Below are 25,197 nucleotides of genomic sequence, written 5' to 3' on the forward strand. Positions count from 1 at the left end.
ACCACTCGTGGACGGGAAAGGCCGATTCTCGACCGCCCCGCTCCACGATCGGTGATCTTGCTGAGGCGGACCGGTGCCGGGCGTCTCGAGAGTCGCTCCTGGACCAGCACGGTCGCTCCAGACCGGCGCTCAACTCCCTCCCGCCGCCTACACCGGCGGGGCGAGGGCGAAGCGTTTGTCCAGCCAGCCCTCGATCTCCGCAGCGGCGAGCTCGTTGCCGGTGGGCTCGCCCTCCGCGATCGCGCCTCCGAAGTGCAGGCCACGGACGCTGGCCACCGTGAGGTCCTCGGAGCCGAGGGCGGCGATCATGCGGCGGGTGTCGGCGGGGAAGGCGGCCTGGTCGCCGGTGAGCTCGACGAACAGCGCCGGGACCGCGACGCCGGGGGCGCAGCGGACGAAGTCGGCGTTCGTGCCGAGCCCGGACCAGGTCGAGAGCCAGGCCTCCGGGGTGGTGAGCCGGCCGAACCCGACCTGGCCGTAGTCGATCAGGTCCGGACGTTTGCCGAACAGGGAGCCGTACGGCCGCTCGCTCGGGTCGAGGGAGAGGTCGACGGTCCGGGGGTCGGCATCCGTGCGGAACACCGTGATGATTCGCGGGGCGAGGGAGCGCCGCCGGTCAGCCGCGCTCCCGGTCTTCCGGAACTCCGCCCGCGCCTCGGCCGCGCGGGCGAGGTGCGCGCGGGCCACGGCGTCGATCCGCGCCACGCGGTCGCGTTGCGCCGCCCGGTACCGCTGCAGGAACTCCGCGGAGTACGCCGAGCTCGCGGGCGGTTCGGCGAAGCCGTTGGCCGGGGAGAAGGGGTCGAGCTCCGGCACGACGGACAGCGGATCGGCCTCGTCGGCGACGGACGGGTCGATGCATCCCAGCAGCAGCGCGCCCTGCCCCGGGTGCGGGGCCAGGAAGATCGCCCCGTCGGCCACGGGCATGGTGGCGTCGGCGAGTTTCGTCGGCCTCCCGCCCGGCGTCCGGGCGATCCGGTCCCCGGGCGCGAGCGCGGCCTGCTCCAGGTAGAAGGCGTAGAGCGGGCCGCCGCCGGAGTGTCCCAGCACGACCACGGACTCGAAGCCCCGCTCGCGCAGGAAGACCTGGCCCGCGGCGACGTCGTGCAGGGCCTGCTCGTGCACCAGCGTGAGGTCGTTGTTGACCGAGCGGGTGTGCTGGGTCCACACGGCCGCCCCGGCCTGCAGCAGCAGCGGGACCAGCGGGTGGTGCGTGACGTCCTGGCGCGGGTGCATCAGGCAGACGACGGTCCGGGCCCCGGGCACCGTGGCCAGCACGCCGCGCACGGTCGCGCCGTCGGCCGTGGTCAGCTCGTGCACGGTGGTGACGGTCGACGCGGGCCGCTCCCCCGCCGTCAGGTAACGGCCCGCCCCCAGGCGCGCCGCCGGATCCGGGCCCGTCACACCGGCTCCACGCGCAACGCGTCCTTGTCGTGCTGCGTGATCCGGCCGTCCCGGGCCACCCCGCCGACGCAGGAGTACCAGACCGCGTGCCGGCAACCCGTGGCGCGGCGGTCGACCACGATCGGCCCGGCCGCGCTGATCACGAAGTACGGCCCGAGCTGCCCGACCGTGACGGCCGGGTCCTCGGCCGCAACCGTGGCGACGGCGGTGTTCTCCGGGACGTCGAGCACGTAGAGCGTGGTCATCGCGCGAGCTCCCGGTCCGCTGCGCCTACCCGTCCCGCCTGCTCCGCAGACTCCCACTCGGCGGCACGCTCCACGATCAGCTCGGCCTTGCGCGCCAGGAGCTTGCCGAAGGTCGGCTCCGGCTCGGCGACGACGTCGAGCAGCGCGTCGATCGTGAGGTTCGCGTCGAGGTCCTCCTGCGGCGTGACCGGCCGCATCGCCCTCGTGATCTCGACCATGTAGCCGTTCGGGTCGTGGGTGTAGATCGACTCGATCGTCTCGTGCTGGATCTGCATCTCCACCGGCCAGTCGCTGGCGTCGAGCCGCCGGCGGTACTCCAGCAGGTCCTCCTCGCCGTCGACGTGGATGGCGAGGTGCCGGGACCGGACGAAGTACTCGGGGACGTCGGTACCGAACCGGGCGTACACGTCGCCCTTGGCTCCCTCGTCGCCGCCGAGGGAGGGGTCGGTGCCGAAGTAGTAGAAGAACGCGATCCGGTCCTCGTTGCCGATGTCGAAGAAGAAGTGGATGAAGTCGGGGTGGTCCTCCGGCCCCCAGCCGGCCGCGCAGATCGAGTGCACGACCGGGAAACCCAGGACGTCCCGGTAGAAGCGCACCGTCGCGGCCGGGTCGAAGGTCGGGAACGCGACGTGGTCGACCCCTTGCACCCGGTGGTCCCGCTCGCTCATCAACAGCCTCCTCGTGTCGGACACCGTCGACGGTACGGGTCTGTCGACGGATGAGTCAACAGTTCGACGCAATCGACGAATGCGGGCTCGGACACAGGAAGGGCCCCTCCACCTGCGGCGGAGGGGCCCGTGGGTCGGCTGGATCAGAGGTCGAGGATGCGTTCCAGGTGGTCGAGGTCCTGGCGCAGCAGCTTGAGAGCGGCAGCCGGCCCCTCGGCCTCGGGCGCCTGGTGATCCGGGCGGACCAAGGCGGCGACGGCCATGTCCGCGAGCTGGTCCACCACCCCCTCGGCGGTGTCCTTGCCGCCCGGGTGGAACCACCAGGCGACCCAGTTGCACATGCCGAGCACGCCCAGCGCCGCGACCCGGGCGTCGACGGGCCGGAAGCGGCCCGCACGCACGCCGTCGTCGATCACCCCGGCGATGACCTTGAGCACCGCGCGGCGGCTCTCGTCGTAGGCCGCGGTGAGCTCGGCCGGGAGCTCGGCCTCGGAGCGGATGAGCAGCCGGAACCGCGCGGGCTGCGTGGTCCGCCTCCCGACGATGACCTCGACGATCCCGCGCAGCCGCTGCACAGGGTCCCGGTCCCGCTCGACGAGCGCGTTCAGCTCGTCGAGCGGGCCGTTGGTGACCTCGGTGACCAGCTTGGCGAGCAGCTCGTCCTTGCTCTTGACGTAGTAGTAGAGCGCGGGCCGGGTGATCCCGAGGGCGTCGGCGATGTCCTGCAGGCTCGTGCCTGCGAAGCCCCGCTCGGCGAAGAGCCTGGTGGCGTGCTCGTAGAGCTCGTTCTCGACCAGCTCGCGCCGCGCGGTCCCGGCGCGCCCGCCCTTCCGGCCCGCCCCCGGTTCGCTCATGCGCCGATCGTAGGTGGAGACGGAGCGTGCGCAGGCTGGCGTTCGACGCCGGCGAGGAGCCTGCCCGCCCCGGGCAGCACCGGGTCGAGGCCCAGTCCGCGCAGCAGCGTGTACGCGCCGGCGGTGGCGGCCGAGAGGACCGGCAGCCCGAACTCCTCCTCGGCCGGCGCGACGAGGTCCAGCGACGGCATCTGGACGCAGGCGGAGATCACCAGGGCGTCCGCGCCGGTCAGGTCCAGCCCGCGGGCGGCCGCCATGACCCGCTCGCCGGGGATGCACCCGACCTCGGCGTTGTCGCCGACCTCCAGCGCCGCCCAGTCGACGACGGTGAATCCCTCGGCCTCCAGGTACGCCACGACCTGCTCCGCCAGCGGCCGCAGATACGGCGTGACCAGCGCGACGCGGCGTGCGCCCAGGGCCCGCAGGCCCTCCACCAGCGCGCCCGCGCTGGACAGGACCACCGAGTCGGGGAGCTGCGAGCGCACCTCCTGCTCGACACGCCGGTGCTCGCCGGGGCCCTGCGCCATGACCGCGACGAGGCAGGCGTAGAGCAGGGCGTCGACGCGGGCGTCGGCCAGCTCGTCGACGCAGCGCTCGCGCTGGGCGTTCATCGCCTTCAGCTCCTCCGGCGACACCTGGTGCATCCGCATCCGGCTGGAGTGGAAGGAGAAGCGCTCCGGATGCCGCGCGAGCAGGGCCGGGATCTCGGTCTCGACGGTCACGTTGGAACTGGGGACGACCAGCCCGATCCTTCTCATGTACCCACCTTGGAGGCGATGTCGGCCGCGAGGGCCTTCTTGTCGGTCTTGCCCACGAGCGTCCGCGGGATCTCGTCGAGATGCTCGATCCGCTCGGGCCACTTGAACTTCGCGACCCCGAGCGCGGCGAAGTGCTCCTGCACCTGTGGCAGGGCGAGGGGGTCGCCGTCGACCACGACGTACGCGCAGGTCCGCTCACCGAGCCGGGGATCCGGCATGGCGACCACGGCCGCGCCGGTGATCCGCGGGTGGCGGAGCAGCAGCAGCTCCACCTCCTCGGCGTTGATCTTCTCCCCGCCGCGGTTGATGAGGTCCTTGATCCGCCCCTCGATCGAGACGTACCGCTCTCCCTCGATATCGACCAGCGCGGCCAGGTCGCCGGTGCGGTAGAAGCCGTCGCTCGTGAAGGCGCGGGCGTTGTGCTCGGGCGCGTCGAAGTAGCCGGGCAGGGTGTACGGCCCGCGGCAGCAGAGCTCGCCCACCGCGCCGGGCGGCACGTCGTGCTCGGTGCCCGGGTCGAGGATCCGCACCTCGTCGTGCGACGACAGCGGGGTCCCGACGGTCGTCGCGCGGGCTTCCCGGGGCGCCCCCGGCCGGGTGGTGAGGAACAGCCCCTCGCCCATCCCGAACAGCTGCCCGGACCAGAGCCCGCGGGCCTCCAAGGCGTCGAACAGGGCGGGCGGGACCTTGCTGCCGGAGAGCACGACCTGGGTCACCGTCGCGACGGCCGCGGGGAAGTCCGGATGGTCGGCGGCCCGGTAGTGGCCGTGGCCGAGCAGGACGTGCGTGGCACGCTCGCGCGCCATCAGCGGCAGGGAATCGTCGAGATCGGGCGAGCCGAGGACGAGGCACGCGCCGACGCTGTGCGAGGCGTGGACCGCGCAGACGATCCCGGCGTTGTGGATGACCGGGATCAGGTGGGCGACGCGGGTGTCCGCGGTCCAGCCCCAGGACCGCGCGTACTCGGCGGCGTTGTACCAGTACTCGGCGTGCCGGCGCGGGATCACCTTGGGCACGCCGGTGGTGCCGCCGGAGAGCTGGAAGACCGCGACGGCGTCGGGCTCGATCCCGGCCTGGATCCGCTCCACGACCACGCGTGCGTTCCCCGGCTCGTGGTCGAGGCCGAGGGTCGAGAGGGGCACGCCCCGCGGGTCGTCGCCGACGACCAGGACGTGCCGCAGCGTCGGATGCCCCTCCCGCTGCTCGTCGGCGAACCCGACCAGGTCGAAACCCCGGGTACCGGCCTCGACCACGTGCGCGACCGCCCCGACCCGCCGGCTGATCTCCCCGATCTCGTGCCCGCGGTGCGCGGCCAGGGTGGCGACCGGGACCAGGCCCGCCTTGAGCACGCCGTACCAGGCGACGACGGCCTCGAGCCGGTTCGTGACCTGGAACAGCACCGGGTCGCCGGGCCGCAGCCCGAGCTCGGCCAGCCCGGCGGCGAGCCGGTCGGTGCGCTCGTCGAGGCCGCGGTGGGTCAGCCGCCCGTCGAGGGCCACGACGGCCTCGCGCTCGGGGTGCGCGACGGCCACCCGGTGCAGTTCCGTGGCGATCGTGGCGGTCCCCCACAACCCGGCCTCGCGGTAGGCCCGGACGGCGGCCTCCGGGTACGGGACCAGGCGGCCCTGGGCGAGGGTCATGACGTCTCCTGCTCGTCGGTGAGCACCACCAGGTCGGTGCGGCCGCTGACCAGCCCGGCCGCCAGATCGTCGCGCACCCCGGCGGGGGCCTCCACCGCCGTCAGCACCCCGGTCTCCATCCCGATCCGCTCGGCCAGGTCCAGCCGGGTCAGCACCGCCGAGCGGTCGGCCGGGCCGGTGAGCCGGACCCCCTCCGTGCCCCGGGCCCTGGCCACCAGCGCGTCCCCGGCCCCGGACCACGGGTCGTCGAGGGCCGAGTTCAGCGCGACGAGGTCGGGGGTCGCCCGGCGGCACGGGAACCGCCGCTCCCCACGGGTCAACGGGCGGTCGAGGACCCACGAGGTGAGGTCCTCGGGGGCGACGTCGGCGGGTTCGCCGGCGTACTGCGCCAGGGCCGCCCCGACCACGTCGGGGCTGGTCTGCGCGAAGCGGTCCAGCGGGACGTTCCCCGCCCGGGACATGTACGCCACCATCAACCGCTCGACGGGCAGGTGCAGCCGGGCGGGGAAGGACTCCCACCAGAGCTGGCTGCGCCGGGCGAGCTCCTGCAGCCGCTCGACGGCGGGCCGGCGCACGGCCTCGTACCGGGCGAACGCCGCCGCCCGGTCCGGCTCCGCGCGCAGCGCCTCGACCAGCCCGATCGCGTCCTCCATGGCCAGCTTGGTGCCCGAGCCGATGGAGAAGTGCGCGGTGTGCGCGGCGTCGCCGAGCAGCACGGTGTTGCCCGCGGACCAGCGGTCGCAGCGGACGGTGCGGAACCGCAGCCAACGCGTGCGGTTGCCGATCAGCGGCTGCCCGCGCAGCTGCTCGGCGAAGACGTCCTGCAGGTAGCGCAGCGAGGTCTCGTCCGAGGCGTCGAACGGGGTGGCGTCGGTGGAGGCGTCGAACCCGGCCCGACGCCAGGTCTCCTCGTCGGTCTCGACGAGGAAGGTGCTGTGCCCTCCCGAGCTGTGCCCTCCCGAGCAGGGCCCTCCCGAACAGGGCCCTCCCGAGTAGGGGTAGGCGTGCGTGACGAACACCCCGTGCTCGGTCTCCACCGGCGCGAACACGGCGTCGTCGAGGGCGAAGCCGGTACCGCACCACAGGTAGAGGCCCTTGCCGACCTCGATCCGCCCGCCGAACGGGCCGTTCTCGCGGGTCGCGCTGCCGACGCCGTCCGCGGCGACCACCACGTCCGCGTCGAGCTCCGCGGCGGTGCGGCGGGCCCCGAACTCCAGCACCACGCCGGCCTTCTCCGCGTGCCGCTGCAGCACCGCGAGCAGCTCGGTGCGCGCGATGCCGATCAAGCGGTCGTTGCGGACCCGGGTCACGTGCCGCCCGACCTGCATCGTCATGTCGTGGCGCAGGCCCGCGGCGACGAGGTCCCGCAGGGTGTCCGGGTCGGCGGCCTCGAGCTTGCGCTGTGTGCCGGCGGCCAGCCCGACGCCGAAACCGAAGGTGGTGTCGGGCTCACCCTGCTCGTGCACGACGACCTCGCAGGACGGATACGCGAGCTTGAGCAGGCGCGCGGCGTAGAGCCCGCCCGGTCCTCCGCCCAGCACCGCGACGCGACGTGGCTGCATCTGCTCCCCCTCCGTACCAGGCTGTTTGACTACCTCGTCGACTATTCGACGACATGGAAGCCGGAGAAGTCAACGTTGACTGCCGGCAAATGTGTTGAATAGTCTACGCATCCGTCAGCCACCCTCTGCGCGAAGGAGCGCATGTCATGGCCTATGTCATCGGCGTGGACGTGGGCGGCACGTTCACCGACGCCGTGCTCGACGACGACGCCGGCACCGTGCTCGCCGCGAAGTCCCCGTCCACCCCGCCGGACTACTCCCGGGGCGTCCTCGACGTCCTCGGACTGCTGGCCGAGCAACTCGGGACGAGCCTGCCCGAGATGCTGGCGGACACCCACCACATCGCGCACGGCACGACCTCGTCGCTCAACGCGCTGGTCATGGGCAACGTGCCCCCCGTCGGGTTCCTCACCACCAAGGGGCACCGCGACTCGATCTTCATCATGAACGTGGAGGGCCGCTACCTCGGCCGCTCCCCCGGCGAGCTGCAGCACGTCCTCGGCCAGACCAAGGACCACGCGCTGCTCCCGAAGAAGCACGCGCTCGAGGTCACCGAACGCATCGACCGGGACGGCACCGTGGTCGTCGGGCTGGACGAGGAGGAGGCCCGTACCGCGATCCGCTCCCTGCTGACGGACGGCGTGCGCGCGATCGCCGTCTCGCTGCTGTGGTCCTTCCGCAACCCCGTGCACGAGCGGCGGCTGCGCGAGCTGATCGCCGAGGAGGACCCGGAGGTCTTCGTGGCGCTGTCCTCCGAGGTCAGCCCGCGGATCCGGGAGTTCGCCCGCAACGCCACCACGATCATGAGCACCCAGATCGGGCCAGGCCTGCGAGACTATCTGGGTTCCCTCGAGTCGTCGTTGCGCACCAACGGGCTCACCGGCCCGCTGCTGGTCATGCAGTCAAACGGCGGCGCGGTCGCCGCCAAGGAGGCCCCCGCCGCGGCCATCTCCACCGTCGGGTCGGTCCTGACCGGTGGCGTGGTGGGCAGTGTCGCGCTGGGCCGCCAGCTCGGCCACCGCAACATCATCTCCACGGACGTGGGCGGGACGACGTTCCTGGCCGGCCTGGTCGTCGACGGCGAGCCCGTGCGGGACACCACCACGGTGATCAACCACCACCCGATCAACGTGCCCACGCTGCGGGTCGACGCGATCGGCTCGGGCGGCGGCGCCATCGCCTGGCTCGACGCCGGCGGCAACCTGCGGATCGGCCCGCGCAGCGCCCAGGCCGTCCCCGGCCCCGCCTGCTACGGCAACGGCGGCACCGAGCCGACCAACACCGACGCCAACCTCGTCCTCGGCATCCTGCCGGAGAAGGGGCTGCTCGGCGGGCGCAAGCCGCTGTCCCTGGAGCTCGCGCGCCAGGCCATCGACACGCAGATCGCCAAGCCGCTCGGGCTCTCCGTCGAGGAGGCCGCCGCCGCGATCTACACGGTGCAGAACGCGCAGACCGGCGACCTGCTGCGCAAGACCGTCGTCGAGGCCGGCCACGACCCCCGCAACTTCGTGCTCTACGCCTTCGGTGGGGCGGGCCCCGCGCACTGCGCCGGGTACGCCGCGGAGGTCGGCTGCGACACCGTGGTGGTCCCGCTCGGGCCGGTGGCCAGCGCGTTCTCCGCGTTCGGGCTGGCGTCGAGCGACATCGTGCTGGCCGCCGAGCTCTCCGACCCGACGGTCGTGCCCTTCGACCCGCAGCGGGCCGAGCGGAACTTCGCCGAGCTGGAGCAGCAGGTCCGCGAGGGCCTGGAGCGCCAGGGCGTGACCTTCGAGAAGGTCGAGCTGCACCGCGAGATCGACATGCGGTACTCGATGCAGCTCGCCGAGGTCACCGCGCCGGTGGCGAACGGCCCCCTGGGCATGCCGGAGATCGAGGCGGCCGCGGCGGCGTTCGAGAAGCGCTACGCCGAGCTGTTCGGCAAGGACGCGGGCTTCCGCGAGGCCGGCATCCAGGCGATCACGTTCCGGGTCCGGGCCGTGGGTGTGCTGCCGTTCAGCCCCGAGCTGCCCGAAGTGCCTGCGGCACGGGGAGAGGCCACCCCCTTCACCACCCGGCCCGTGCAGCTCGACCCGACGAGCGGCTACGTCGACACCCCCGTCTACGACTACCGCGAGCTCCGCTCCGGCCATGTGCTGCAGGGCCCGGCCATCGTCGAGGTGCCGACCACCACGGTCGTCGTCCCCGGCGGGACCACCGGCACCGTCGACCAGCTGGGCAACCTGACCATCCGGAGGTCCTGAGATGACCATGCCGATCCCCGGCTCGGAGGCCTTCTCCAGCCGCCCCGTCGACCCCGACGAGCTCGCCCGCTCGCTCCCGTCGTCGCTGCAGGTCCACACCGTCACCCAGGAGCAGGTCGACGCGCTGGACCCGCTCACCTACGAGGTCATCCGGCACCGGCTGTGGTCGGTGACCGACGAGATGGGCGAGGCGCTCAAGCGCATGTCCGGCTCGCCGATCGTCACCGACGCCAACGACTTCGACTTCGCCATCTCCGACGAGCTCGGCCAGGAGGTGCAGGTCGGGCTCTACAACACGATGCTCGTCGGCGCCGTCGACCTGGCCATCTACTGGACGCTGCGCAACCGCGCGGACAACCCCGGCATCGAGTCCGGCGACATGTTCCTGACCAACGACCCCTGGGTCGGCGGCGGGCTGCACCAGAACGACGTCATGGTCTACCAGCCCGTCTTCCACGACGGGAAGCTCTTCGCCTGGACCAGCGCGATCGCGCACCAGCCGGACCTCGGCGGCGTCGGGCTCGGCTCCTTCTCCCCCGCCGCGCAGGACGTCTTCTCCGAGTCCCTGCCCACCCCGCCGGTCAAGGTCGTCCGGGGCGGACAGCTGCAGCGCGACGTCGCGGACCTCTGGGTGCGCCGCTCCCGCGTCCCGATGCTCATCGGCCTGGACCTGCGGGCGAAGATCGGCGCGAACAACGTCGGGGCCGAGCGCCTCCACGCGCTCATCGCGCAGTACGGCGCGGACACGGTCAAGGCCGTGATGAAGCGGATGATGTCCGACGCCGAACACCGCCTGCGGGACAAGCTCACCGCGCTGCCGGACGGCTCCTGGACCGCCACCGGCTACCAGGACCAGTCCCACGAGGGCGACCGCGACCTGCACAAGATCACGGTCACCACCACGAAGACCGGCAACCACCTCACCTTCGACTTCACCGGCACCGACCCGCAGGCCGGCGTCATCAACTGCACCTACGCGGGCATGCGCGGCGGCGTGATGCTGGCGCTGCTGCCGATCCTGGCCAACGACATCCCCTGGTCCGCGGGCGGGCTGATGCGCTGCTTCGACCTCGTGACCGAGGAGGGCACGCTCAACAACGCGACCTTCCCGGCGGCCGTCGGACGCGGGCCGATCGGCCCGGCCTGGCTGACCGGCAGCCTGATCGCGGAGTGCCTGTCCCAGATGCTCGACCGGGATCTGGAGCTGGGCAAGAACGTGCAGGCCACGTGCTGCGGCACCTGGGACACCGCTGTGATCGCCGGGCTCGACGAGCGCGGCGAGCAGCCCGCCCCGTTCCTGTCGATCATGATGGAGCCCATGGCCGGCGGCTACGGCGCACGCCCGCACGCCGACGGCGTCGACACCGGCGGGCTGTTCTGCATCCCGATGGGCCGGGTGCCCGACGTCGAGATGACCGAGTTCCTCTATCCGCTGCTCACGCTGTGGCGGCGCGAGGAGCCGGACTCCGGCGGGCCCGGGCGCCACCGGGGCGGGCTCGGCGCGTCCATCGCGTTCACCCCGCACGGCACCTCGATCCCGATGGGCCTGGTGCTCGCGTCCGCGGGCAAGGCGGTGGCGCAGAACGCCGGCCTGTCCGGCGGGCACCCCGGCAACTCGGGGCTCGACGTCGTCGCGCGGCAGAGCCGGGTCGCCGAGATCCTCGCGTCGGGCCGGATGCCGTCGTCGCTGGCGGAGATCAGCGACACGCTGGAGCCCGGGCAGAACTATGCGTCGAGCTACCTGGCGCCCGGCGAGGTCTTCTCGATGACCTGGCAGGGCGGTGGGGGCTACGGCGACCCGCTGACCCGCGATCCCGAGGCCGTGGCCCGCGACCTGCGCGAGGAGAAGATCACCGCCGACGCCGTCGCCGCGGTCTACGGCGTGGTCCTGGCCGGCGGCCAGGTCGATCCGGCGGCGACCGCGGCCGAACGCGAGCGGCTGCGCGGGGTGCGTCGGGACCGGTCCCGGGTGGCGGGCGAGACCCGTGGCAAGGCCGACCTGTCCTCGGTCAGGCGGGTGGACGACAACCTCGTCGAGGTGGGCTCCGGCGCCGGCACCGCCGTCGCCTGCGGCCGCTGCGGCGAGGTCCTCGGCGACACCGGCGCAGGCCCGCTCGCCGTCGGGATCTACGACGGAGCGCCGACCGAGGCCGGGCCGCAGATCATCGCGACGGCCGCGGACTACGTCGACGCCCCGGTCGTGTTCCGCCAGTACAGCTGCCCGTCGTGCTGGACGGCGCTGTCCTCCGCGGTGGTCCCCGCCGACCATCCCGACCGGGCCGTCACCCTCGGGCGCCCGACGGTGGCGACCGGCTGACCCGACGGGTGGGCGAGCGGCGCTGCCTCCCGCTCGCCCACCCGTCACGGCCGGCCCTGTCCCCCGGTCGGGCGCCTCCCGCGTCCCCCGCCAGGTCGGCCGATCACCCGGTCCCGGCGGGACGCGCGCCGCAGCACCCTTCGAGACAACCCGGAACCACCCGGGCAGACGCCACGAAGGGACTCCTGACGATGAACAAGCGAATCGCGGTCGCCGCCACCGGCGGGCTCGCCGTCCTCGGACTCGTCGGCATCGCCGGGGTGGCCGGGGCCGAGGAGCACGCCGACCCGACCGGCCTCGTCCTCACCCCGACGACCTCCTACTCCACCCCGTCGACGCAGTCCGCACCGATCCGGAAGCTCGCACCCGGGTCCGGGGTGCACACGATCTGCCACACGGAGGGGCAGACGTTGACCGGCAACCCCAACTGGTTCCGGATCTCCGGCTCCCACGGCTCGGAGTACGTGCACCGCAGCGTGATCTCCGTCGCGCCCGTGTCGCCGCATTGCTGACCACGGGCACGGGTCCGCGAGGCCGGGGGCCTCGCGGACCTTGTCGTGCGTACCGCCCGCGAGGACAATTTCCTGCCCACATGGTCGTGTTCGGCGGGAGGCCGCCATGGGTGAGGAGTACCAGCCACTGCCACGGCCGGTCGGCCGGCACGCGGTGTTCGTCCGGCACCGGCTGCAGAGTCCCCGGGTGGCGCAGTCCGCCTACATCGCCCCCAACGCCGTGCTGTGCGGGGACGTGACGATCGGCCCCCACAGCCGGGTCCTCTTCGGGGCCGTGATCACCGCGGAGGGCGGGCCGGTCGACATCGGGGCCCACTGTGTGATCATGGAGAACGCGGTGGTGCGCGGCGTGGCCCGGCACCCCACCCGGCTCGGCGACCACGTCCTCGTCGGGCCGCACGCCTCGCTGACCGGCTGCGTGGTCGAGGGTGACACCCGGATCGCGACCGGTGCGGTCGTCTTCAACGGCGCACGCATCGGGGTCGGGGCGGAGATCGACTTCCACGCCGTGGTGCATGTCAACACGGTCGTCCCCGCCGGCACGGCCGTGCCGATGGGCTGGTTCGCCGGCGGCGACCCGGCCGAGCTGGTGGCGCCCTCGGACCAGGACCGCATCCGGGAGCTGATGGGTCCGCTGGACTACGCGGGCACCGTCTTCGGGGTCGGCGGCACCGACACCCCGATGCAGGACATCGCCCGCCGCTACGCGCGGGCCCTGGCCCTGCACAACCGGGACGTCGTCCTCCTCCCGAGCCAGCGCGACCTGCTCACACACGAGCCGGAGGAGGAGGGCGGCGGCCGGCACCGGAACTCCGCGTCGGCCGAGGTCACCGTGGACCAGCGGTTCCTGTAGGGCGGCCGTCCCCCGATCGCCCGACACCGCGCTCCACCGGCACACCGGCCGGCGGGCCGACGGTGCGGGGCCGCGGTCCGGAGCAGGGTCCTCCGTAGCACCGAACCGAGGAGGACCCGATGACCGCCACCCTCACCCGTCCCGCCGGGCAGGACCGCTTCGACGACCAGGACCACGACCGGGACGACGACCAGGACCGGGACCAGGACCGGGACCGGGACCGCGCCCGGATCCGGACCGCCTGCCCCGGCGCCCCGCAGCGCGCCCTCGACCTGCAGCGTCGGCTCATCACCCGGCTCGTCGGCTGACCATCCGGGTGCACCTTGCTGAGGGGCTTCCCAGATCATGATCGTCATTCGTGGACGGGGAGGGTCGGAAATCGACCCTCCCCGTCCGTGACGAGTGATCATGCCGCCGGACTCGCTCCATGATCGTCGGATGTGGACGGGGGAGGTCGGGGAACGAGCGGGGCAGCGGGCCCCGCGCCGAAGAAGATCGCCGGACAAGGACGGAGGGGCCGGGTATCGACCGAGCAGCCGATCGCCGGGTCGAAGAAGATCGCCAGGCATGGACGGCGTGGGTCGGAAAGCGACTCTCCCCCTCCACCGCGAGTGATCGTGCTGCCGCACCTGATCCGTGATCACCAGACGTGGACGCGGAGCGTCGGACAACGACTCCCCGCGCCGCGCCGGACAACGACTCCCCGCGCCCCGAAGAGGTGATCATGGCACCGGCAGACCTGGTCGCGCCCTGACGGGGTGATCACGGCCCCGGAGGGGGAGCGCACGTCCCGGCTGGAGGATCGTCGACGTGCGCCCCCGGGGTGAGACGCCCAGTGGTGCGGGGGGTGCCTGGACGCCTCCTGGTCGGTGGAGGGGACGCGCTTCCCCGATCTCTCCCACGCCCCCTCCGACAGGTCTTCCTGATCCCACTCCCCGGCGGAAGCGGTTCACCTGCCCTCGCGCTCCGTGCGCGAGCCGGGATGTGGAGCCCCGCGGCGACCACCGAGCCCGGCTGACGGCCGCGGGACTCCCGCACCGAGGTTGTGCCCCACGGTCGATGAACCGATGGACCCCGGCACCCGGACACGCCACCGCCCCGACGAGGACTTTCGCTGTGCCCGGCAGGAGCCGGATGCCACGGCTGCGCCGACCCAAACACCCGGCCGCGGAACCGCCGTCCGGGCTGACCCCGGCACGTCGAGGCCGTGGTCGGCGTCACGCTCCTCCGGTCTCCGGCACGGACGCCACCTACTCACAGGCGTTGTCCCGGTCGAGGCCCGGCACTCGGCGTCACGCTCCTCCGGCCTCCGGCACGGACGCCACCTACCCGCAGGCGTGCGCCCAACGGCGACGACACCTTCTGCGGGCCTGCTCGGCGGGCTCGCCGACGGGTGCCCGAGCTCCGGCGGGTCACGCGGCACTGGCGAGCCACGTCTCGCGCGCGGGAAAGGCCAGTACCTGGGCGGCCGGTTCGGGTTCCCATGGTTCGTGCGTCACGACGGCTCCGCAGCCGCGGCAGCGGCACGGCCGGGCTGTGAGCGCGGCCGCGGGGACGGTCACGATCGCGGTGCAGGTGCGGCAGAGCGTGGTGGTGAACATGGCGTGCCTCCTGGTCCGGGTCCTCGCAGGGAAGACTCCGGCGCCGCGCCCGTCTCATCGTGGTTCCGGGAACGACCTCGACCGGTTCCCGGAACGTCGGATCCGTGGCCCGAGGAGCCGCTAGCGTCCGGCGCGGCGAGCGCGATGCGCGCGGTCGCCGGAGGGAGGACGACGATGTCCGACGGCGTGCTGACCCGTGAGCAGCTCGGGCACCTGCGGCACTGGGACAACCTGTCCCGGCAGCTGCCCAACGACTGGTCGCAGATGCACGGCAAGGGCGTGAGCCAGGACGACTTCGGCGGCTACCGCTTCCAGCTCGCGTACATGGTCTACGGCCTCGCCCTCGCCCACCGGCACCAGCTGCCCGCCGCGCCCGGACTGTTCGCCCCCACGATCCGCCGGCTGATCGAGAAGCTCCTCATGCCCGAGGTCTGGCTGTACTGGCGCGACGTCTCCCGTGGCGGTTCGGTGTTCAACGCGCACCTCTCCGACCGGCTCGGCGAGGAGTGGGACCCGGTCGCCCGGGACAACATCATGTACTCCGCCTACGTGCAGTCCTGTGCCGCGCTGCACGACCAGCTCTTCGGCACCGACCACTACGCCGCGCCCGGCTCGCTGACCTTCCGCCACTGGTCGTTCTTCTGGGGCGGGCCCGAGAAGCGGTTCGCCTACGACCGGGACTCGCTCACCGAGCACCTCTACTGGCTCATGGTCGAGTCCGGCTACCTCGGCGTCGCCTGCGAGCCGAACTGCGTGTTCCAGATCTGCAACCAGCCCGCCATCCTCGGCTTCCGGCTGCACGACCAGATCACCGGCGGCACTCGCGCCGACGACGTCGTCGCCGGCTACGAGAAGGCGTGGGCCGATTTCGGACGCCTCGACGCCGGCGGCCACTACGCCATGATGATCTCCGAGGACACCCGGGAGGTGCGGCCCAACGAGCGCCCCTCCCCCTGGGTCGACGCCTGGTGCGGGGCACTGATGAACACCTGGAACCACGACTTCGTGCACCGGCACTACCGCCGGCAGGTCGCCGACTTCCTCGAACCGGGTCCGGACGGCACGCTGTCCGTGCCGTCGGCTCCCGCGCGGCAGGTCATGGGTCAGGAGATCGTGTCCGACACCTGCGACCTCGGCTGGGTCGCCGCCTGGGCCTCCGAGATGGGCGACCGGGAGACCCTCGACGGCCTGCTCGCCCACGCCGACCGCTTCATGAACCCCACCTGGCGCGACGGCGGCCTCCACTACTCGCGCAACGACACCCCGGCCGACCCCGACGGGCGCCGCACCGAGATCGAACCCATGTCCGGCAACGTCCTGCTCGGCTACGCCCGGCTCAACGTCCCCGACGGGCTGCGCGGGATCTACCAGCAGCCGTGGCCGGCCGGCCACCACGAGGAACCGCGGCTGACGGCGGTCGACCGCGACGTCGAGGTCAGCCGGGCCGAGGTCGTCGACGGGGTGCTGCACGCCAGGCTGCGCCGCGACCGCACCGTGCCCGGCGACGGCACCGTGACCCTGGCCGGCCTGCCCGCCGGCGCGCGGCTGCGCCTTGGCGGCGCGGAGATCACCCCGCGCGTCCGGTTCGTGCTCGACGTCCCGGACGGCCCGGCCGTCGACCTGGTGGCCGCGTCGTGACCGCCCCGCCGCTGCGGGCGACGTACTCGCTGGTCGACCACCACGGCACCCCCGTCACCGAGCGGACCTACCGAGGCCGCTGGCAGCTGGTCCAGTTCGGGTTCACCTCGTGCCGGGTGGTCTGTCCCCGCGCCCTGGCCAAGCTCGACGACGTGCTGGACCGGCTGGGGGCGCACGCCGCGGCTGTGGCGCCGCTGTACGTCACCGTCGATCCCGACCGCGACACCCCGGAACGCATGAAGGCCTTCCTCGGTGCCACGCACCCCCGGTTCACCGGCCTCACCGGCACCGCGCAGCAGACCGGCGACGCGGCGGCGTCCTTCCGGGTCTTCACCCGCCGCCGCGCCACCCCGGCCGGCTACGACGTGCAGCACACGGCGATCACGTATCTGCTCGACCCGGACGCGGCCCCCGCCCGGTACTGGTCGGACACCCGGACCGCGGAGGCCATCGCCACGGACCTGGCGGCGCTGCTCACCGCCCCGCGCGCCTGAACGATCAGGCGGACGCGGGCGGCGCGCCCGCGCGGGCCCACCCCCCGGGCGCCATTCCGAATCGGCGCCGGAAGGCCCGGGCGAACGTGGTCGCGTCGCCGAACCCGCACCGGGTCGCGACGGCGGCGACGGTCGGGCGGGGCTCCCGTTCGAGCAGGCGGGCGGCCCGCCGGAGGCGCTCGTCCCGAAGGAACGTGGCCGGCGGCGGATGCCCGGCGTCGGCGAACACGCGCGTCACGTAGCGGCCGGAGACGCCGAAGCGCCGGGCGATCGCGTCGACGGACATCCGCGGGTCGGCGAGGTTCTCCAGCACGAACCGCTGCATCGTCGCGGCGAGGGCGACCGGGCCGGACGGCAGCGCCTCGGTCCCGTCGAGCGAGCCGAGCAGCGCGTCGAGCATCTCCAGCAGCGCCGACGACATCCGGCCGGCGGAGGCCACGTCCAGCCCGTCGGCGGTTCGCTCGAGCGTGTCCGCGGTGCCGGTCAGCACGCGCAACGCGGGGGACGACGCGGGGATCGTCCGCGCGAGGCCGGCCGCCACGGCGGCCTCGTCGAGCCCCGCGCCGTCGTTCACCTGCACGGTCAGGCACGAGGTCGACGCCTCGCACTCGAGCGACAGCCGCTCGCGGCTGCGGTACAGCACGGCCTCGCCCGCGACCGCGCGGACGACCCGCCCGGCCTGCGCCACCCGGACGGCGCCACTGCGCTGGATCGAGAGGAAGAGGGTGTCCGGTGCGTCGTCCACCGAGCCGGGGCGGGTCATCCGGCAGGGATCGGCGGCGATCCGGGAGAGGCCCACGCGTGGGTCGAGCCCGCGCCCGACGATCTCGCCGCGGAACTCCGCGGCCCCCGCGGCGGGCGGGCGGACCCGGAGCGGGACGAAGCTGGTCTCGGCGATCGCGCTCCACTCGTCGAACGAGGAGGCGGCCGCAGAGAACATCCCGTGATGCTAGGCCGGGGCCTCCCCCGCCGCGATCGGCGCCGGTCAGGCCGGTCACCACGGCGGTCCGACCGACGGCAATGTTGCTACGGTCGGTCGTGGACCCGCCTCCCGCGGACTCCCCGGACGAGCGCGTCGTACCCGGCACGACAAGACGACGCGTGCCGGAGGTGTGTCGTGGCGTGGATCGTTCTCGTCGTCTCGGGTGTCCTGGAGACCGTCTGGGCCGCGGCGCTCGCCCGCAGCCGAGGGTTCACGGCGGTCCTGCCCTCCGTCACGTTCCTCGTGGCGCTCGTCCTGAGCATGACCGGTCTCGCGTACGCACTGCGGTCCATCCCGGTCGGCACGGGGTACGCGACGTGGGTCGGCATCGGGGCGGTCGGCACCGCGATCTACGGCATGGTCGCCCTCGGCGAGCCCACGACCGCGGCCCGGCTGCTGTGCCTCCTCGCGATCGTGGCCGGCGTGGTGGGGCTGAAGTTCCTGCATTGAGCGCTCTGGCCCGTCCACTGCGTCGTACGCTCCGAGCGACCGCGGTAGGAGGACGACCATGATCACCGACAGCGCGCACGTCGCGTGACCGACGAGCTCACGGGCCGCCCCGAGCGGCCCGGCCCGCCCCGCAGCAGCCCCCAGGCGCGCGCGGAACTGGACCCCGATCGGGCCGCCCTGCACGACCTGATCGCCGACGGGCCGCGCCGCGCGCAGAGCCGCGTCCCGCTCGTCGACGACGAGGGACGGCTGCTCGGCCCGTTCGGGGCGATGCTGCACTCCCCACGGATCGGCGCCGCCGTCCAGCAGGTCGGTGCGGCCCTGCGCACCGATCCCGACCTGCCGCCGCGGCTGCGTGAGCTGGCGGTCCTCGCGGTCGCCGCGCACGTGCGGTCGGAGTTCGAGTGGTCCTCGCACGAGGGCGCTGCCCGGGACGCCGGCCTGACCGGCGACCAGCTCCAGGCCCTGCTCGACGGCACCGAGCCGGCCGGCCTCGACCCTGCCGAGCAGCACGCGCTGCGGATCACCCGGGCCCTGCTCGTCGACCGCGACGTCGACGACGACCTGTACACCGGTGCGCTCGCCGCGCTCGGCCGCGACACCCTCGCGGCCCTGGTCTGGCTCGTCGGCTACTACGCGATGCTCGCCGGCGCCCTGGCGACCTTCCGCCCCGCCGGTCCCGGGTCCGGGTAACCGGCGCGGGCGGATACGGTCGCGACCGTGGCGGTGGAGCGGGCGGGCACGGACCGGCGGTGGGTCGACGAGGCGGTGCGGCGCGTGGAGGCCGACGCGAACCGCTCCGCGGACACCCACCTGCACGTGCTGCCGATGCCCGCCGGCTGGGGCATCGACGTCTACCTCAAGGACGAGTCGGTGCACCCCACCGGCAGCCTCAAGCACCGGCTGGCCCGCTCGCTGTTCCTGCACGCCCTGGTGAGCGGCCAGATCGGGCCGCACACCACGGTCGTCGAGGCCAGCTCCGGGTCCACCGCGGTGTCCGAGGCCTACTTCGCGCAGCTGATCGGGGTGCCGTTCGTCGCGGTGCTGCCGCGCTCCACCAGCCCGGAGAAGATCGCGCTGATCGAGCGGTACGGCGGCCGGTGCCATCCCGTGGAGCACGGGGCGGAGATGTCCGCGGAGGCGGAGCTCGCGGAGCCGACCATCTATTCCGAGGCGGAGCTCGCGGAGCCGACCATCTATTCCGAGGCGGAGCGGCTGGCCGCCGAGTGCGGCGGGCACTACCTCGACCAGTTCACCTACGCCGAGCGGGCGACGGACTGGCGGGGCAACAACAACATCGCCGAGTCGATCGTGGCCCAGCTCGCGCAGGAGCGGTACCCGGTGCCGGAGTGGATCGTCGTCGGCGCGGGCACCGGCGGGACCTCGGCGACGATCGGCCGGTACCTGCGCTACCGGCGGATGCCGACCCGGCTCGCCGTCGTCGACCCGGAGAACTCCGCCTTCCTCCCGGGCTGGGCGAGCGGCGCGGCGGACTTCGCCACCGGGCTGCCCGGCCGCATCGAGGGGATCGGCCGGCCGCGGATGGAGCCCAGCTTCGTCCCCGGGGTGATCGACCTGATGCTTCCGGTGCCCGACGCCGCGAGCATCGCGGCCGTGCGCCACCTGCACGAGCGCACCGGGCGGTTCGCGGGCGGCTCCACCGGCACGAACCTGTGGGGCGTCTACCACCTGGTCGCGCGGATGCTGGCCGACGGCGTGCGGGGCAGCGTCGTCACCCTGATCTGCGACGGCGGCGAGCGCTACCGGCACAGCTACTACGACGACGACTGGGTCGCCGCCCAGGGCCTGGACCTCACGCCCCACACCGAACGGATCGAGCGCTTCCTCGCGACCGGCGAGTTCTAGGCTCCGCTCACGGGCCGCCGTGCCAGTCGTTGGCGACGTCGAGGTCGTGCACGAGCCGGGCGAGGGTCGCGTCGTCGAAGGGGCCGGTGGCCACCGGCGCCTCGTCGGTCGCGGCGGCCTCGCCGGGCGCGGCGCCGGGTTCCTGGGGATGCGTCATCGGCTGCTCCTCCGGATCGAGACGCCGCCCAGCCTGCCCGCCCCGCCGCCGCGCCGACAGGGCCGGACGGCGGCGAGTTCAGCGGCGGAGCAGGAAGTCGACGACGCGGGCCTGGGCCGAGGCGGCGTCCGGGTGGGTGTAGAGCGCCAGATGCGTCCCGGCGTCCAACGTCAGCAGCTCGGCGCCGGGGATGGTCGCGGCGGCGAAGGCGCTGTGGGCCGGTGGGACGTCGTTGTCGGCACCGCCATGGACGAGCAGGGTCGGCGCCGTGATCTTCTCCAGCTCGAGCGAGGTGATGGCGGCGAACTGCTCGAGGTCGTTGCGGTACCCGGCGCGCCGGCTCCGGTCCTGGCTCGCCGTCGGGCCGATGGCCAGGACGAAGTCGCGCTTCACCGGGTCGGTGAAGACCTCCTCCACGCGCCGGGCCAGCTGCTCGCGGGTCAGGTCGCCCTCGCCGGACAGCGCCCCGGCGATGTACTGCCTGGGCTGGTGGGCGGCCAGCAGCCGCAGCAGCCAACGCCCGGCGCCCGTGGTGAACAGCAGGCGGGTGGCCAGGTCCGTGTGCGGGTCGTGGTACGCCTGGCTGACCGCGGCGAACGCCACGAGGGCGTCTACCCGGGCGGGATGCCGCACCGCGAAGCGGTAGCCGGAGGGCCCGCCGCCCGACCACGCGAGGACGCCCGCGCGCTCGATGCCGAGGTGGTCGAGCAGGGCGGCGTACAGGTCGCCCTGCCGGTCGACGGTGGTGCGCTCGCCCAGCTCGGTCCCGAGGTAGCCGGGACGGGAGAGCAGGACCGCCGCAACGTCCTCGCGCGGGAGGAACCCGGCCATCAACGCGGCCGCGTCGATCCCACCGGGGCTGCCGTGCAGGACGAGGACCGGGGCGCCGGTACCGACCACCGCGTACTCGACGGGCCCGAGGCTCGTCTCGGCGATCTCCCGGCGAAGGGCTTCCTCGGTCATGGTCGCTCCTTCCCTCACTCCTTCGGGGACGGGGAGATCTCACCTCCCTGCTCGTCGGAGTCCTTCCCGTCGCTAACCGGGGGCCCGCGGATTTCACCCGCTCGTGGCGGCTGCCCGGCCCGCGCGCAGGTCGGTCCGCGCGAGCAGACTGTCGACCACCCACGGCGGCTTCCCCGGAGGAGACACATGATCACGGGCGCGCACGCGATCCTCTACAGCACCGACGCCGAGGCCGACCGGGCCTTCCTGCGCACGCTCCTCGGCACCCGCTCGGTCGACGCCGGGGGCGGCTGGCTCATCCTCGCCTTGCCGCCCGCGGAGATCGCGGTGCACCCGACCGGCGGCGCGCCGGCCCACGAGCTCTACCTCCTGTGCGACGACATCGAGGCGACCGTCGCCGACCTCACCGGGCGCGGGGTGTCGTTCGACGGCGGGATCAGTGACGAGGGCTGGGGCCGGCGCACCTCGATCCGCCTGCCCGGCGGTGGTGCGCTCGGCCTCTACCAGCCGCGCCACCCCGTCGCCGCCGGAAGCCCGACGACGGGATGACCCCCGGCCGGGACGTCAGCCGGTGGGGGTGAGGCTCTTGAGCGCGGCGAGGATGTCCTGGACGCGTTCCTTGGCGTCGCCGAAGAGCATCTGGGTGTTCTCGCGGAAGAACAGCGGATTCTGCACGCCGGCGTAGCCGGTGGCCATGGACCGCTTGAACACGATCACGTTGCCGGCCTCCCAGACGCGCAGCACCGGCATGCCCGCGATCGGCGAGCCGGGGTCCTCGGCCGCGGCCGGGTTGACGGTGTCGTTGGCCCCGATGACCAGGACGACGTCGGTGTCGGCGAGGTCGTCGTTGATCTCGTCCATCTCCAGGACGATGTCGTAGGGCACCTGCGCCTCGGCCAGCAGCACGTTCATGTGCCCGGGCAGCCGCCCGGCGACCGGGTGCACCCCGAACCGCACCTCGACGCCCTGCTCGCGCAGCTTGCGAGTCAGGTCCGCGACCGGGTACTGCGCCTGCGCCACGGCCATCCCGTAACCCGGAGTGATCACCACGCTCCGGGCGCCGGCCAGCATCTCGGCGACCCCGGCGGCGTCGATCTCGCGGTGCTCGCCGGTCACCTCGGCCCCGCCCGACGACGTCGGCGCGCCGAAGCCGCCGGCGATGACGGAGAGGAACGAGCGGTTCATCGCCTTGCACATGATGTAGGACAGGTAGGCACCCGAGGAGCCCACGAGCGCGCCGGTGATGATCAGCAGGTCGTTGCCCAACAGGAAGCCCGACGCCGCCGCGGCCCAGCCGGAGTAGCTGTTGAGCATCGACACCACCACCGGCATGTCCCCGCCGCCGATCGAGGCGACCAGGTGCACCCCGAGCAGCAGCGCCAGCGCGGTGACCACGACCAGCAGCCCGACGTTCGGGGTGATCACGAAGACCACGGTGAGCACGGCGAACGCCACCAGCGCGCCCAGGTTCAGCACGTTCTTGCCCGGCAGCTGCAACGGCGCCGACTTGATCTTCGCCGACAGCTTCAGGTACGCCACGATCGAGCCGGTGAACGTGACCGCGCCGATGAACACGCCGATCACGACCTCGGCGTGGTGGATGCCCAGCAGCGACCCGGCCAGCTCGGACGTCCCGGCCTTGACGCCGCCACCTTCGACCTCGAGGAAGCCGTTCCAGCCCACCAGCACCGCGGCGAGGCCGACGAAGCTGTGCATCAGCGCGATCAGCTCGGGCATGCCGGTCATCTCCACGACCCGGGCCCGCCAGAGGCCGATGGCCGCGCCGATCACCAGCGCCACCAGCAGCAGGGCGATCCCGAGCGCGGACGCCGAGCCCAGCGCGACCACCGCGGTGGCGACCAGCGCGATGGTCATGCCGGCGATGCCGAACACCACCCCGGAGCGCGAGGTCTCGTGCCGCGACAGCCCGGCGAGGCTGACCACGAACAGCAGGGCGGCGATGAGGTAGGCCGCCGTCGTCCAGGTGCCTGCGTCGATCATCGGGGGCTCAGCTCCGTCCGGGGCTACGGGAGAACATCGACAGCATGCGGCGGGTCACCGCGAAGCCACCGACGATGTTGATGGCCGCCAGCAGCACCGCGACCGCGGCCAGGGCCGTGACCAGGGCCCCTCCAGCACCAGCGCCGCCGGTGCCGATCTGCAGGATCGCGCCGACGACGATGATTCCGGAGATGGCGTTGGTGACCGACATCAGCGGCGTGTGCAGCGCGTGGTGCACGTTCCCGATCACGTAGAAGCCGATCACGATGGCCAGCACGAACACCGTCAGATGCCCCGCCAGCTCCGCCGGCGCGAACGCCGTGACTCCGAACAACGCCAGCGCACCGAGGATCCCGACCGTGGCCCGCGCCCACGGCGAGCGCTTCTTCTCCGGCTGGGGCTCGGGCGCGGCGACGACGGGCTGGGCCGCCGGGGCCGCACTGACCGACACCGAAGGCGGCGGCCACAACGTCTCGCCCGCGTGCGCCACGGTCAGCCCGCGCACCACGACGTCGTCGAGGTCCAGGACCAGCCGCCCGTCCTTGGCCGGGGTGAGCAGCGTGAGCAGGTTCAGCACGTTCGTGCCGTAGAGCTGCGAGGCCTGCGCCGGCAGCCGGCCCGCCAGGTCGGTGTAACCGATGATCGTGACCCCGTTGTCGGTCACCACCGCCTCACCGGCGACCGTGCCCGCCACGTTCCCGCCCTGCGCCGCGGCCATGTCCACGATCACGCTGCCCGCGCGCATCGACGCCACATCCGCCGCCGTGATCAGCTTCGGGGCCGGGCGGCCCGGGATCAGCGCGGTGGTGATGATGATGTCGCAGTCCACGGCCTGCTCGGAGTAGATCTGCGCGGCGCGCCGGTCGTAGGCCTCCGACGTCGCCTTCGCGTAGCCGTCGGTCGACGCCTCCTGCTCGACCTCCACCGCCAGGTACTCACCCCCCAGCGAGCGCACCTGCTCGGCGACCTCGGCACGCGGGTCGGTCGCGCGCACGACCGCGCCCAGGCTGTTCGCCGCGGCGATCGCGGCCAGCCCGGCCACGCCGACGCCGGCGACCAGCACCTTCGCCGGCGGGACCTTGCCCGCCGCCGTGACCTGCCCGGTGAAGAACCGGCCGAACGCGTGCGCCGCCTCGATCACCGCCCGGTACCCGGCGATGTTGGCCATCGAGGACAGCACGTCCAACGACTGCGCCCGCGAGATCCGCGGCACCGCGTCCATCGCCAGCGCCGTGACACCCTGCGCGGCCAGCGCCTCGATCCGCTCCGGCTCGAACCGGGGCGCCAGCATCGACACCAGCGTGCTGCCCGGCCGCAGCCGCTCGATCTCGTCCGCGGCCGGGGCGTCGATCGTGACCACCACGTCGGCGTCCCACACCGGCCCCTCGGACACCTCCGCGCCGGCGGCGACGTAGGCGGCGTCGTCGAACCCGGCGCGGACACCGGCGCCGGACTCGACTGTGACGGCATAGCCCAGGTCGATCGCCTTGCGGACCGTCTCCGGGGTCAACGCCACCCGGGTCTCGGCCTTCGTCGACTCCGCCACGACCCCGATCCGCAGCGGGGGCGGTGTCGGGGGCACTGTCGGGGGCACTGTGGCTTCAGCGGCCTCTGGGCTGTCGCTCATTGCTCTCCTCGATGTCCGGCATCTCTGTCGATCGGGAAGTACGGCAGCCCGGCGGGGACACGGGCCCGGGCCGACGCGCATCGCGACACTGTGGATCCACGCGGGCTTTGCTTGGCAAAGTTAACGTAGTGCTGCACTCCAGCAAGCGACGATTTCGTCACATCCCCTGAACGGGTGCCGCCCCGGGCTCGCCGGATCCGTCGCTGTCGGCTCATGCGGTCACCCGGTGGGCGAGATCCCGCACGGTGGTGGCGAGATCGATGTTGCCGCGGTCGTCGCCGCCGGCGTCGAGGAGCACAGCGAGCGCGAGGTCCGCGGCCACGGGTACGACCCGGACGACTCGGCGCGCCACACGCGTGACGGTA

At 73.2% G+C, this 25,197-nt stretch carries 25 protein-coding genes and 1 riboswitch; of the genes, 11 read left to right on the forward strand and 14 right to left on the reverse strand.

The genetic code is table 11. From position 1 onward, the window contains the following. Positions 1-147: 147 nt before the first annotated feature. The 7 genes from LWC33_RS04205 to LWC33_RS04235 form a co-directional block, all read right to left on the reverse strand. Positions 148-1,404 carry an alpha/beta fold hydrolase gene (locus LWC33_RS04205; protein WP_233302863.1) on the reverse strand — a complete coding sequence of 419 codons (1,257 nt, stop codon included), beginning with the start codon at positions 1,402-1,404 and terminating at the stop codon, positions 148-150. Continuing rightward, positions 1,401-1,649 (reverse strand): hypothetical protein, encoded by a 249-nt coding sequence (locus LWC33_RS04210; protein WP_233302864.1) that lies wholly within the window; start codon positions 1,647-1,649, stop codon positions 1,401-1,403. The genes LWC33_RS04205 and LWC33_RS04210 overlap by 4 nt, the downstream gene beginning before the upstream one ends. Then, complete coding sequence (locus LWC33_RS04215; RefSeq protein ID WP_233302865.1) at positions 1,646-2,317, reverse strand: VOC family protein; 672 nt, start codon at positions 2,315-2,317, stop codon at positions 1,646-1,648. The genes LWC33_RS04210 and LWC33_RS04215 overlap by 4 nt, the downstream gene beginning before the upstream one ends. A gap of 143 nt (positions 2,318-2,460) precedes the next feature. Beyond that, entirely contained in the window at positions 2,461-3,171 is a 711-nt protein-coding gene (locus LWC33_RS04220; RefSeq protein ID WP_233302866.1) for a TetR/AcrR family transcriptional regulator, read from the reverse strand. Then, positions 3,168-3,929 (reverse strand): maleate cis-trans isomerase family protein, encoded by a 762-nt coding sequence (locus LWC33_RS04225; RefSeq protein ID WP_233302867.1) that lies wholly within the window; start codon positions 3,927-3,929, stop codon positions 3,168-3,170. Before LWC33_RS04225 ends, LWC33_RS04220 begins: the two co-directional genes overlap by 4 nt. Further along, positions 3,926-5,569, reverse strand: a complete 1,644-nt coding sequence (locus LWC33_RS04230) for a (2,3-dihydroxybenzoyl)adenylate synthase (protein WP_233302868.1) — start codon at positions 5,567-5,569, stop codon at positions 3,926-3,928. The genes LWC33_RS04225 and LWC33_RS04230 overlap by 4 nt, the downstream gene beginning before the upstream one ends. After that, a complete protein-coding gene (locus LWC33_RS04235) occupies positions 5,566-7,131 on the reverse strand; it encodes an FAD-dependent monooxygenase (RefSeq protein ID WP_233302869.1) in 1,566 nt (521 codons plus the stop codon). The genes LWC33_RS04230 and LWC33_RS04235 overlap by 4 nt, the downstream gene beginning before the upstream one ends. A gap of 146 nt (positions 7,132-7,277) precedes the next feature. On the opposite strand from LWC33_RS04235, the gene LWC33_RS04240 reads away from it, so the two are divergent. From LWC33_RS04240 to LWC33_RS04260, 5 genes are all read left to right on the forward strand, one after another. Next, positions 7,278-9,371 carry a hydantoinase/oxoprolinase family protein gene (locus LWC33_RS04240; RefSeq protein WP_233302870.1) on the forward strand — a complete coding sequence of 698 codons (2,094 nt, stop codon included), beginning with the start codon at positions 7,278-7,280 and terminating at the stop codon, positions 9,369-9,371. A 1-nt stretch (position 9,372) separates the two neighbouring features. Continuing rightward, positions 9,373-11,688 carry a hydantoinase B/oxoprolinase family protein gene (locus tag LWC33_RS04245; protein WP_233302871.1) on the forward strand — a complete coding sequence of 772 codons (2,316 nt, stop codon included), beginning with the start codon at positions 9,373-9,375 and terminating at the stop codon, positions 11,686-11,688. A gap of 191 nt (positions 11,689-11,879) precedes the next feature. After that, complete coding sequence (locus LWC33_RS04250) at positions 11,880-12,200, forward strand: hypothetical protein (RefSeq protein WP_233302872.1); 321 nt, start codon at positions 11,880-11,882, stop codon at positions 12,198-12,200. Between the two features lie 106 nt (positions 12,201-12,306). Then, positions 12,307-13,053, forward strand: coding sequence for a gamma carbonic anhydrase family protein (locus LWC33_RS04255; protein WP_233302873.1), 747 nt, complete (start codon positions 12,307-12,309; stop codon positions 13,051-13,053). Between the two features lie 119 nt (positions 13,054-13,172). Continuing rightward, positions 13,173-13,361: a hypothetical protein gene (locus LWC33_RS04260; protein WP_233302874.1), complete on the forward strand. Its 189-nt coding sequence runs from the start codon at positions 13,173-13,175 to the stop codon at positions 13,359-13,361. 1,104 nt (positions 13,362-14,465) lie between these two features. On the opposite strand, the gene LWC33_RS04265 is transcribed toward LWC33_RS04260, so the two are convergent. Beyond that, positions 14,466-14,654 (reverse strand): hypothetical protein, encoded by a 189-nt coding sequence (locus tag LWC33_RS04265; protein ID WP_233302875.1) that lies wholly within the window; start codon positions 14,652-14,654, stop codon positions 14,466-14,468. A 174-nt stretch (positions 14,655-14,828) separates the two neighbouring features. Here LWC33_RS04265 and LWC33_RS04270 point away from each other — a divergent pair, with 174 nt between their 5' ends. Together LWC33_RS04270 and LWC33_RS04275 are read left to right on the forward strand one after the other, a co-directional pair. Further along, positions 14,829-16,292 carry a linalool dehydratase/isomerase domain-containing protein gene (locus LWC33_RS04270; RefSeq protein WP_233302876.1) on the forward strand — a complete coding sequence of 488 codons (1,464 nt, stop codon included), beginning with the start codon at positions 14,829-14,831 and terminating at the stop codon, positions 16,290-16,292. Continuing rightward, entirely contained in the window at positions 16,289-16,786 is a 498-nt protein-coding gene (locus LWC33_RS04275; RefSeq protein ID WP_233302877.1) for an SCO family protein, read from the forward strand. Before LWC33_RS04270 ends, LWC33_RS04275 begins: the two co-directional genes overlap by 4 nt. Positions 16,787-16,790: 4 nt before the next feature. On the opposite strand, the gene LWC33_RS04280 is transcribed toward LWC33_RS04275, so the two are convergent. Next, on the reverse strand, positions 16,791-17,726 hold the full coding sequence (locus LWC33_RS04280) for an AraC family transcriptional regulator (protein ID WP_233302878.1): 936 nt from the start codon (positions 17,724-17,726) through the stop codon (positions 16,791-16,793). A gap of 98 nt (positions 17,727-17,824) precedes the next feature. After that, a riboswitch (guanidine-III (ykkC-III) riboswitch) is annotated at positions 17,825-17,890 on the forward strand. Positions 17,891-17,903: 13 nt separating this feature from the next. Here LWC33_RS04280 and LWC33_RS04285 point away from each other — a divergent pair. From LWC33_RS04285 to LWC33_RS04295, 3 genes are all read left to right on the forward strand, one after another. After that, the gene (locus LWC33_RS04285) at positions 17,904-18,218 is read left to right on the forward strand and encodes a DMT family transporter (protein WP_233302879.1); all 315 of its coding nucleotides are present in this window, start codon (positions 17,904-17,906) and stop codon (positions 18,216-18,218) included. 84 nt (positions 18,219-18,302) lie between these two features. Next, a complete protein-coding gene (locus LWC33_RS04290; RefSeq protein WP_233302880.1) occupies positions 18,303-18,911 on the forward strand; it encodes a carboxymuconolactone decarboxylase family protein in 609 nt (202 codons plus the stop codon). A gap of 27 nt (positions 18,912-18,938) precedes the next feature. After that, complete coding sequence (locus tag LWC33_RS04295) at positions 18,939-20,084, forward strand: PLP-dependent cysteine synthase family protein (protein WP_308190903.1); 1,146 nt, start codon at positions 18,939-18,941, stop codon at positions 20,082-20,084. A gap of 7 nt (positions 20,085-20,091) precedes the next feature. Here LWC33_RS04295 and LWC33_RS04300 read toward each other — a convergent pair whose 3' ends face one another. Together LWC33_RS04300 and LWC33_RS04305 are read right to left on the reverse strand one after the other, a co-directional pair. After that, positions 20,092-20,241, reverse strand: a complete 150-nt coding sequence (locus LWC33_RS04300; protein ID WP_233302881.1) for a hypothetical protein — start codon at positions 20,239-20,241, stop codon at positions 20,092-20,094. Positions 20,242-20,319: 78 nt separating this feature from the next. Beyond that, entirely contained in the window at positions 20,320-21,204 is an 885-nt protein-coding gene (locus tag LWC33_RS04305; RefSeq protein ID WP_233302882.1) for an alpha/beta fold hydrolase, read from the reverse strand. A gap of 186 nt (positions 21,205-21,390) precedes the next feature. On the opposite strand from LWC33_RS04305, the gene LWC33_RS04310 reads away from it, so the two are divergent. Continuing rightward, entirely contained in the window at positions 21,391-21,753 is a 363-nt protein-coding gene (locus LWC33_RS04310; protein ID WP_233302883.1) for a VOC family protein, read from the forward strand. A 15-nt stretch (positions 21,754-21,768) separates the two neighbouring features. On the opposite strand, the gene pntB is transcribed toward LWC33_RS04310, so the two are convergent. From pntB to LWC33_RS04325, 3 genes are all read right to left on the reverse strand, one after another. Next, the gene (pntB, locus tag LWC33_RS04315; protein ID WP_233302884.1) at positions 21,769-23,205 is read right to left on the reverse strand and encodes a Re/Si-specific NAD(P)(+) transhydrogenase subunit beta; all 1,437 of its coding nucleotides are present in this window, start codon (positions 23,203-23,205) and stop codon (positions 21,769-21,771) included. A 7-nt stretch (positions 23,206-23,212) separates the two neighbouring features. After that, positions 23,213-24,766: a Re/Si-specific NAD(P)(+) transhydrogenase subunit alpha gene (locus LWC33_RS04320; RefSeq protein WP_233302934.1), complete on the reverse strand. Its 1,554-nt coding sequence runs from the start codon at positions 24,764-24,766 to the stop codon at positions 23,213-23,215. 277 nt (positions 24,767-25,043) lie between these two features. Beyond that, positions 25,044-25,184 (reverse strand): hypothetical protein, encoded by a 141-nt coding sequence (locus LWC33_RS04325; RefSeq protein ID WP_233302885.1) that lies wholly within the window; start codon positions 25,182-25,184, stop codon positions 25,044-25,046. Between the last annotated feature and the right edge of the window lie 13 nt (positions 25,185-25,197).

This window comes from Pseudonocardia terrae, assembly GCF_021343995.1.
Classification (GTDB): Bacteria; Actinomycetota; Actinomycetes; order Mycobacteriales; family Pseudonocardiaceae; genus Pseudonocardia; species Pseudonocardia terrae.

Excerpts from the sequence above, each read along its gene's own strand:
- pntB (WP_233302884.1), bottom strand. The coding sequence starts at position 23,205 with ATGATCGACGCAGGCACCTGGACGACGGCGGCCTACCTCATCGCCGCC.
- LWC33_RS04250 (WP_233302872.1), top strand. The coding sequence starts at position 11,880 with ATGAACAAGCGAATCGCGGTCGCCGCCACCGGCGGGCTCGCCGTCCTC.
- LWC33_RS04235 (WP_233302869.1), bottom strand. The coding sequence starts at position 7,131 with ATGCAGCCACGTCGCGTCGCGGTGCTGGGCGGAGGACCGGGCGGGCTC.
- LWC33_RS04245 (WP_233302871.1), top strand. The coding sequence starts at position 9,373 with ATGACCATGCCGATCCCCGGCTCGGAGGCCTTCTCCAGCCGCCCCGTC.
- LWC33_RS04280 (WP_233302878.1), bottom strand. The coding sequence starts at position 17,726 with ATGTTCTCTGCGGCCGCCTCCTCGTTCGACGAGTGGAGCGCGATCGCC.
- LWC33_RS04215 (WP_233302865.1), bottom strand. The coding sequence starts at position 2,317 with ATGAGCGAGCGGGACCACCGGGTGCAAGGGGTCGACCACGTCGCGTTC.
- LWC33_RS04225 (WP_233302867.1), bottom strand. The coding sequence starts at position 3,929 with ATGAGAAGGATCGGGCTGGTCGTCCCCAGTTCCAACGTGACCGTCGAG.
- LWC33_RS04305 (WP_233302882.1), bottom strand. The coding sequence starts at position 21,204 with ATGACCGAGGAAGCCCTTCGCCGGGAGATCGCCGAGACGAGCCTCGGG.
- LWC33_RS04300 (WP_233302881.1), bottom strand. The coding sequence starts at position 20,241 with ATGACGCATCCCCAGGAACCCGGCGCCGCGCCCGGCGAGGCCGCCGCG.
- LWC33_RS04210 (WP_233302864.1), bottom strand. The coding sequence starts at position 1,649 with ATGACCACGCTCTACGTGCTCGACGTCCCGGAGAACACCGCCGTCGCC.
- LWC33_RS04260 (WP_233302874.1), top strand. The coding sequence starts at position 13,173 with ATGACCGCCACCCTCACCCGTCCCGCCGGGCAGGACCGCTTCGACGAC.
- LWC33_RS04270 (WP_233302876.1), top strand. The coding sequence starts at position 14,829 with ATGTCCGACGGCGTGCTGACCCGTGAGCAGCTCGGGCACCTGCGGCAC.
- LWC33_RS04265 (WP_233302875.1), bottom strand. The coding sequence starts at position 14,654 with ATGTTCACCACCACGCTCTGCCGCACCTGCACCGCGATCGTGACCGTC.
- LWC33_RS04220 (WP_233302866.1), bottom strand. The coding sequence starts at position 3,171 with ATGAGCGAACCGGGGGCGGGCCGGAAGGGCGGGCGCGCCGGGACCGCG.
- LWC33_RS04255 (WP_233302873.1), top strand. The coding sequence starts at position 12,307 with ATGGGTGAGGAGTACCAGCCACTGCCACGGCCGGTCGGCCGGCACGCG.
- LWC33_RS04240 (WP_233302870.1), top strand. The coding sequence starts at position 7,278 with ATGGCCTATGTCATCGGCGTGGACGTGGGCGGCACGTTCACCGACGCC.
- LWC33_RS04230 (WP_233302868.1), bottom strand. The coding sequence starts at position 5,569 with ATGACCCTCGCCCAGGGCCGCCTGGTCCCGTACCCGGAGGCCGCCGTC.
- LWC33_RS04310 (WP_233302883.1), top strand. The coding sequence starts at position 21,391 with ATGATCACGGGCGCGCACGCGATCCTCTACAGCACCGACGCCGAGGCC.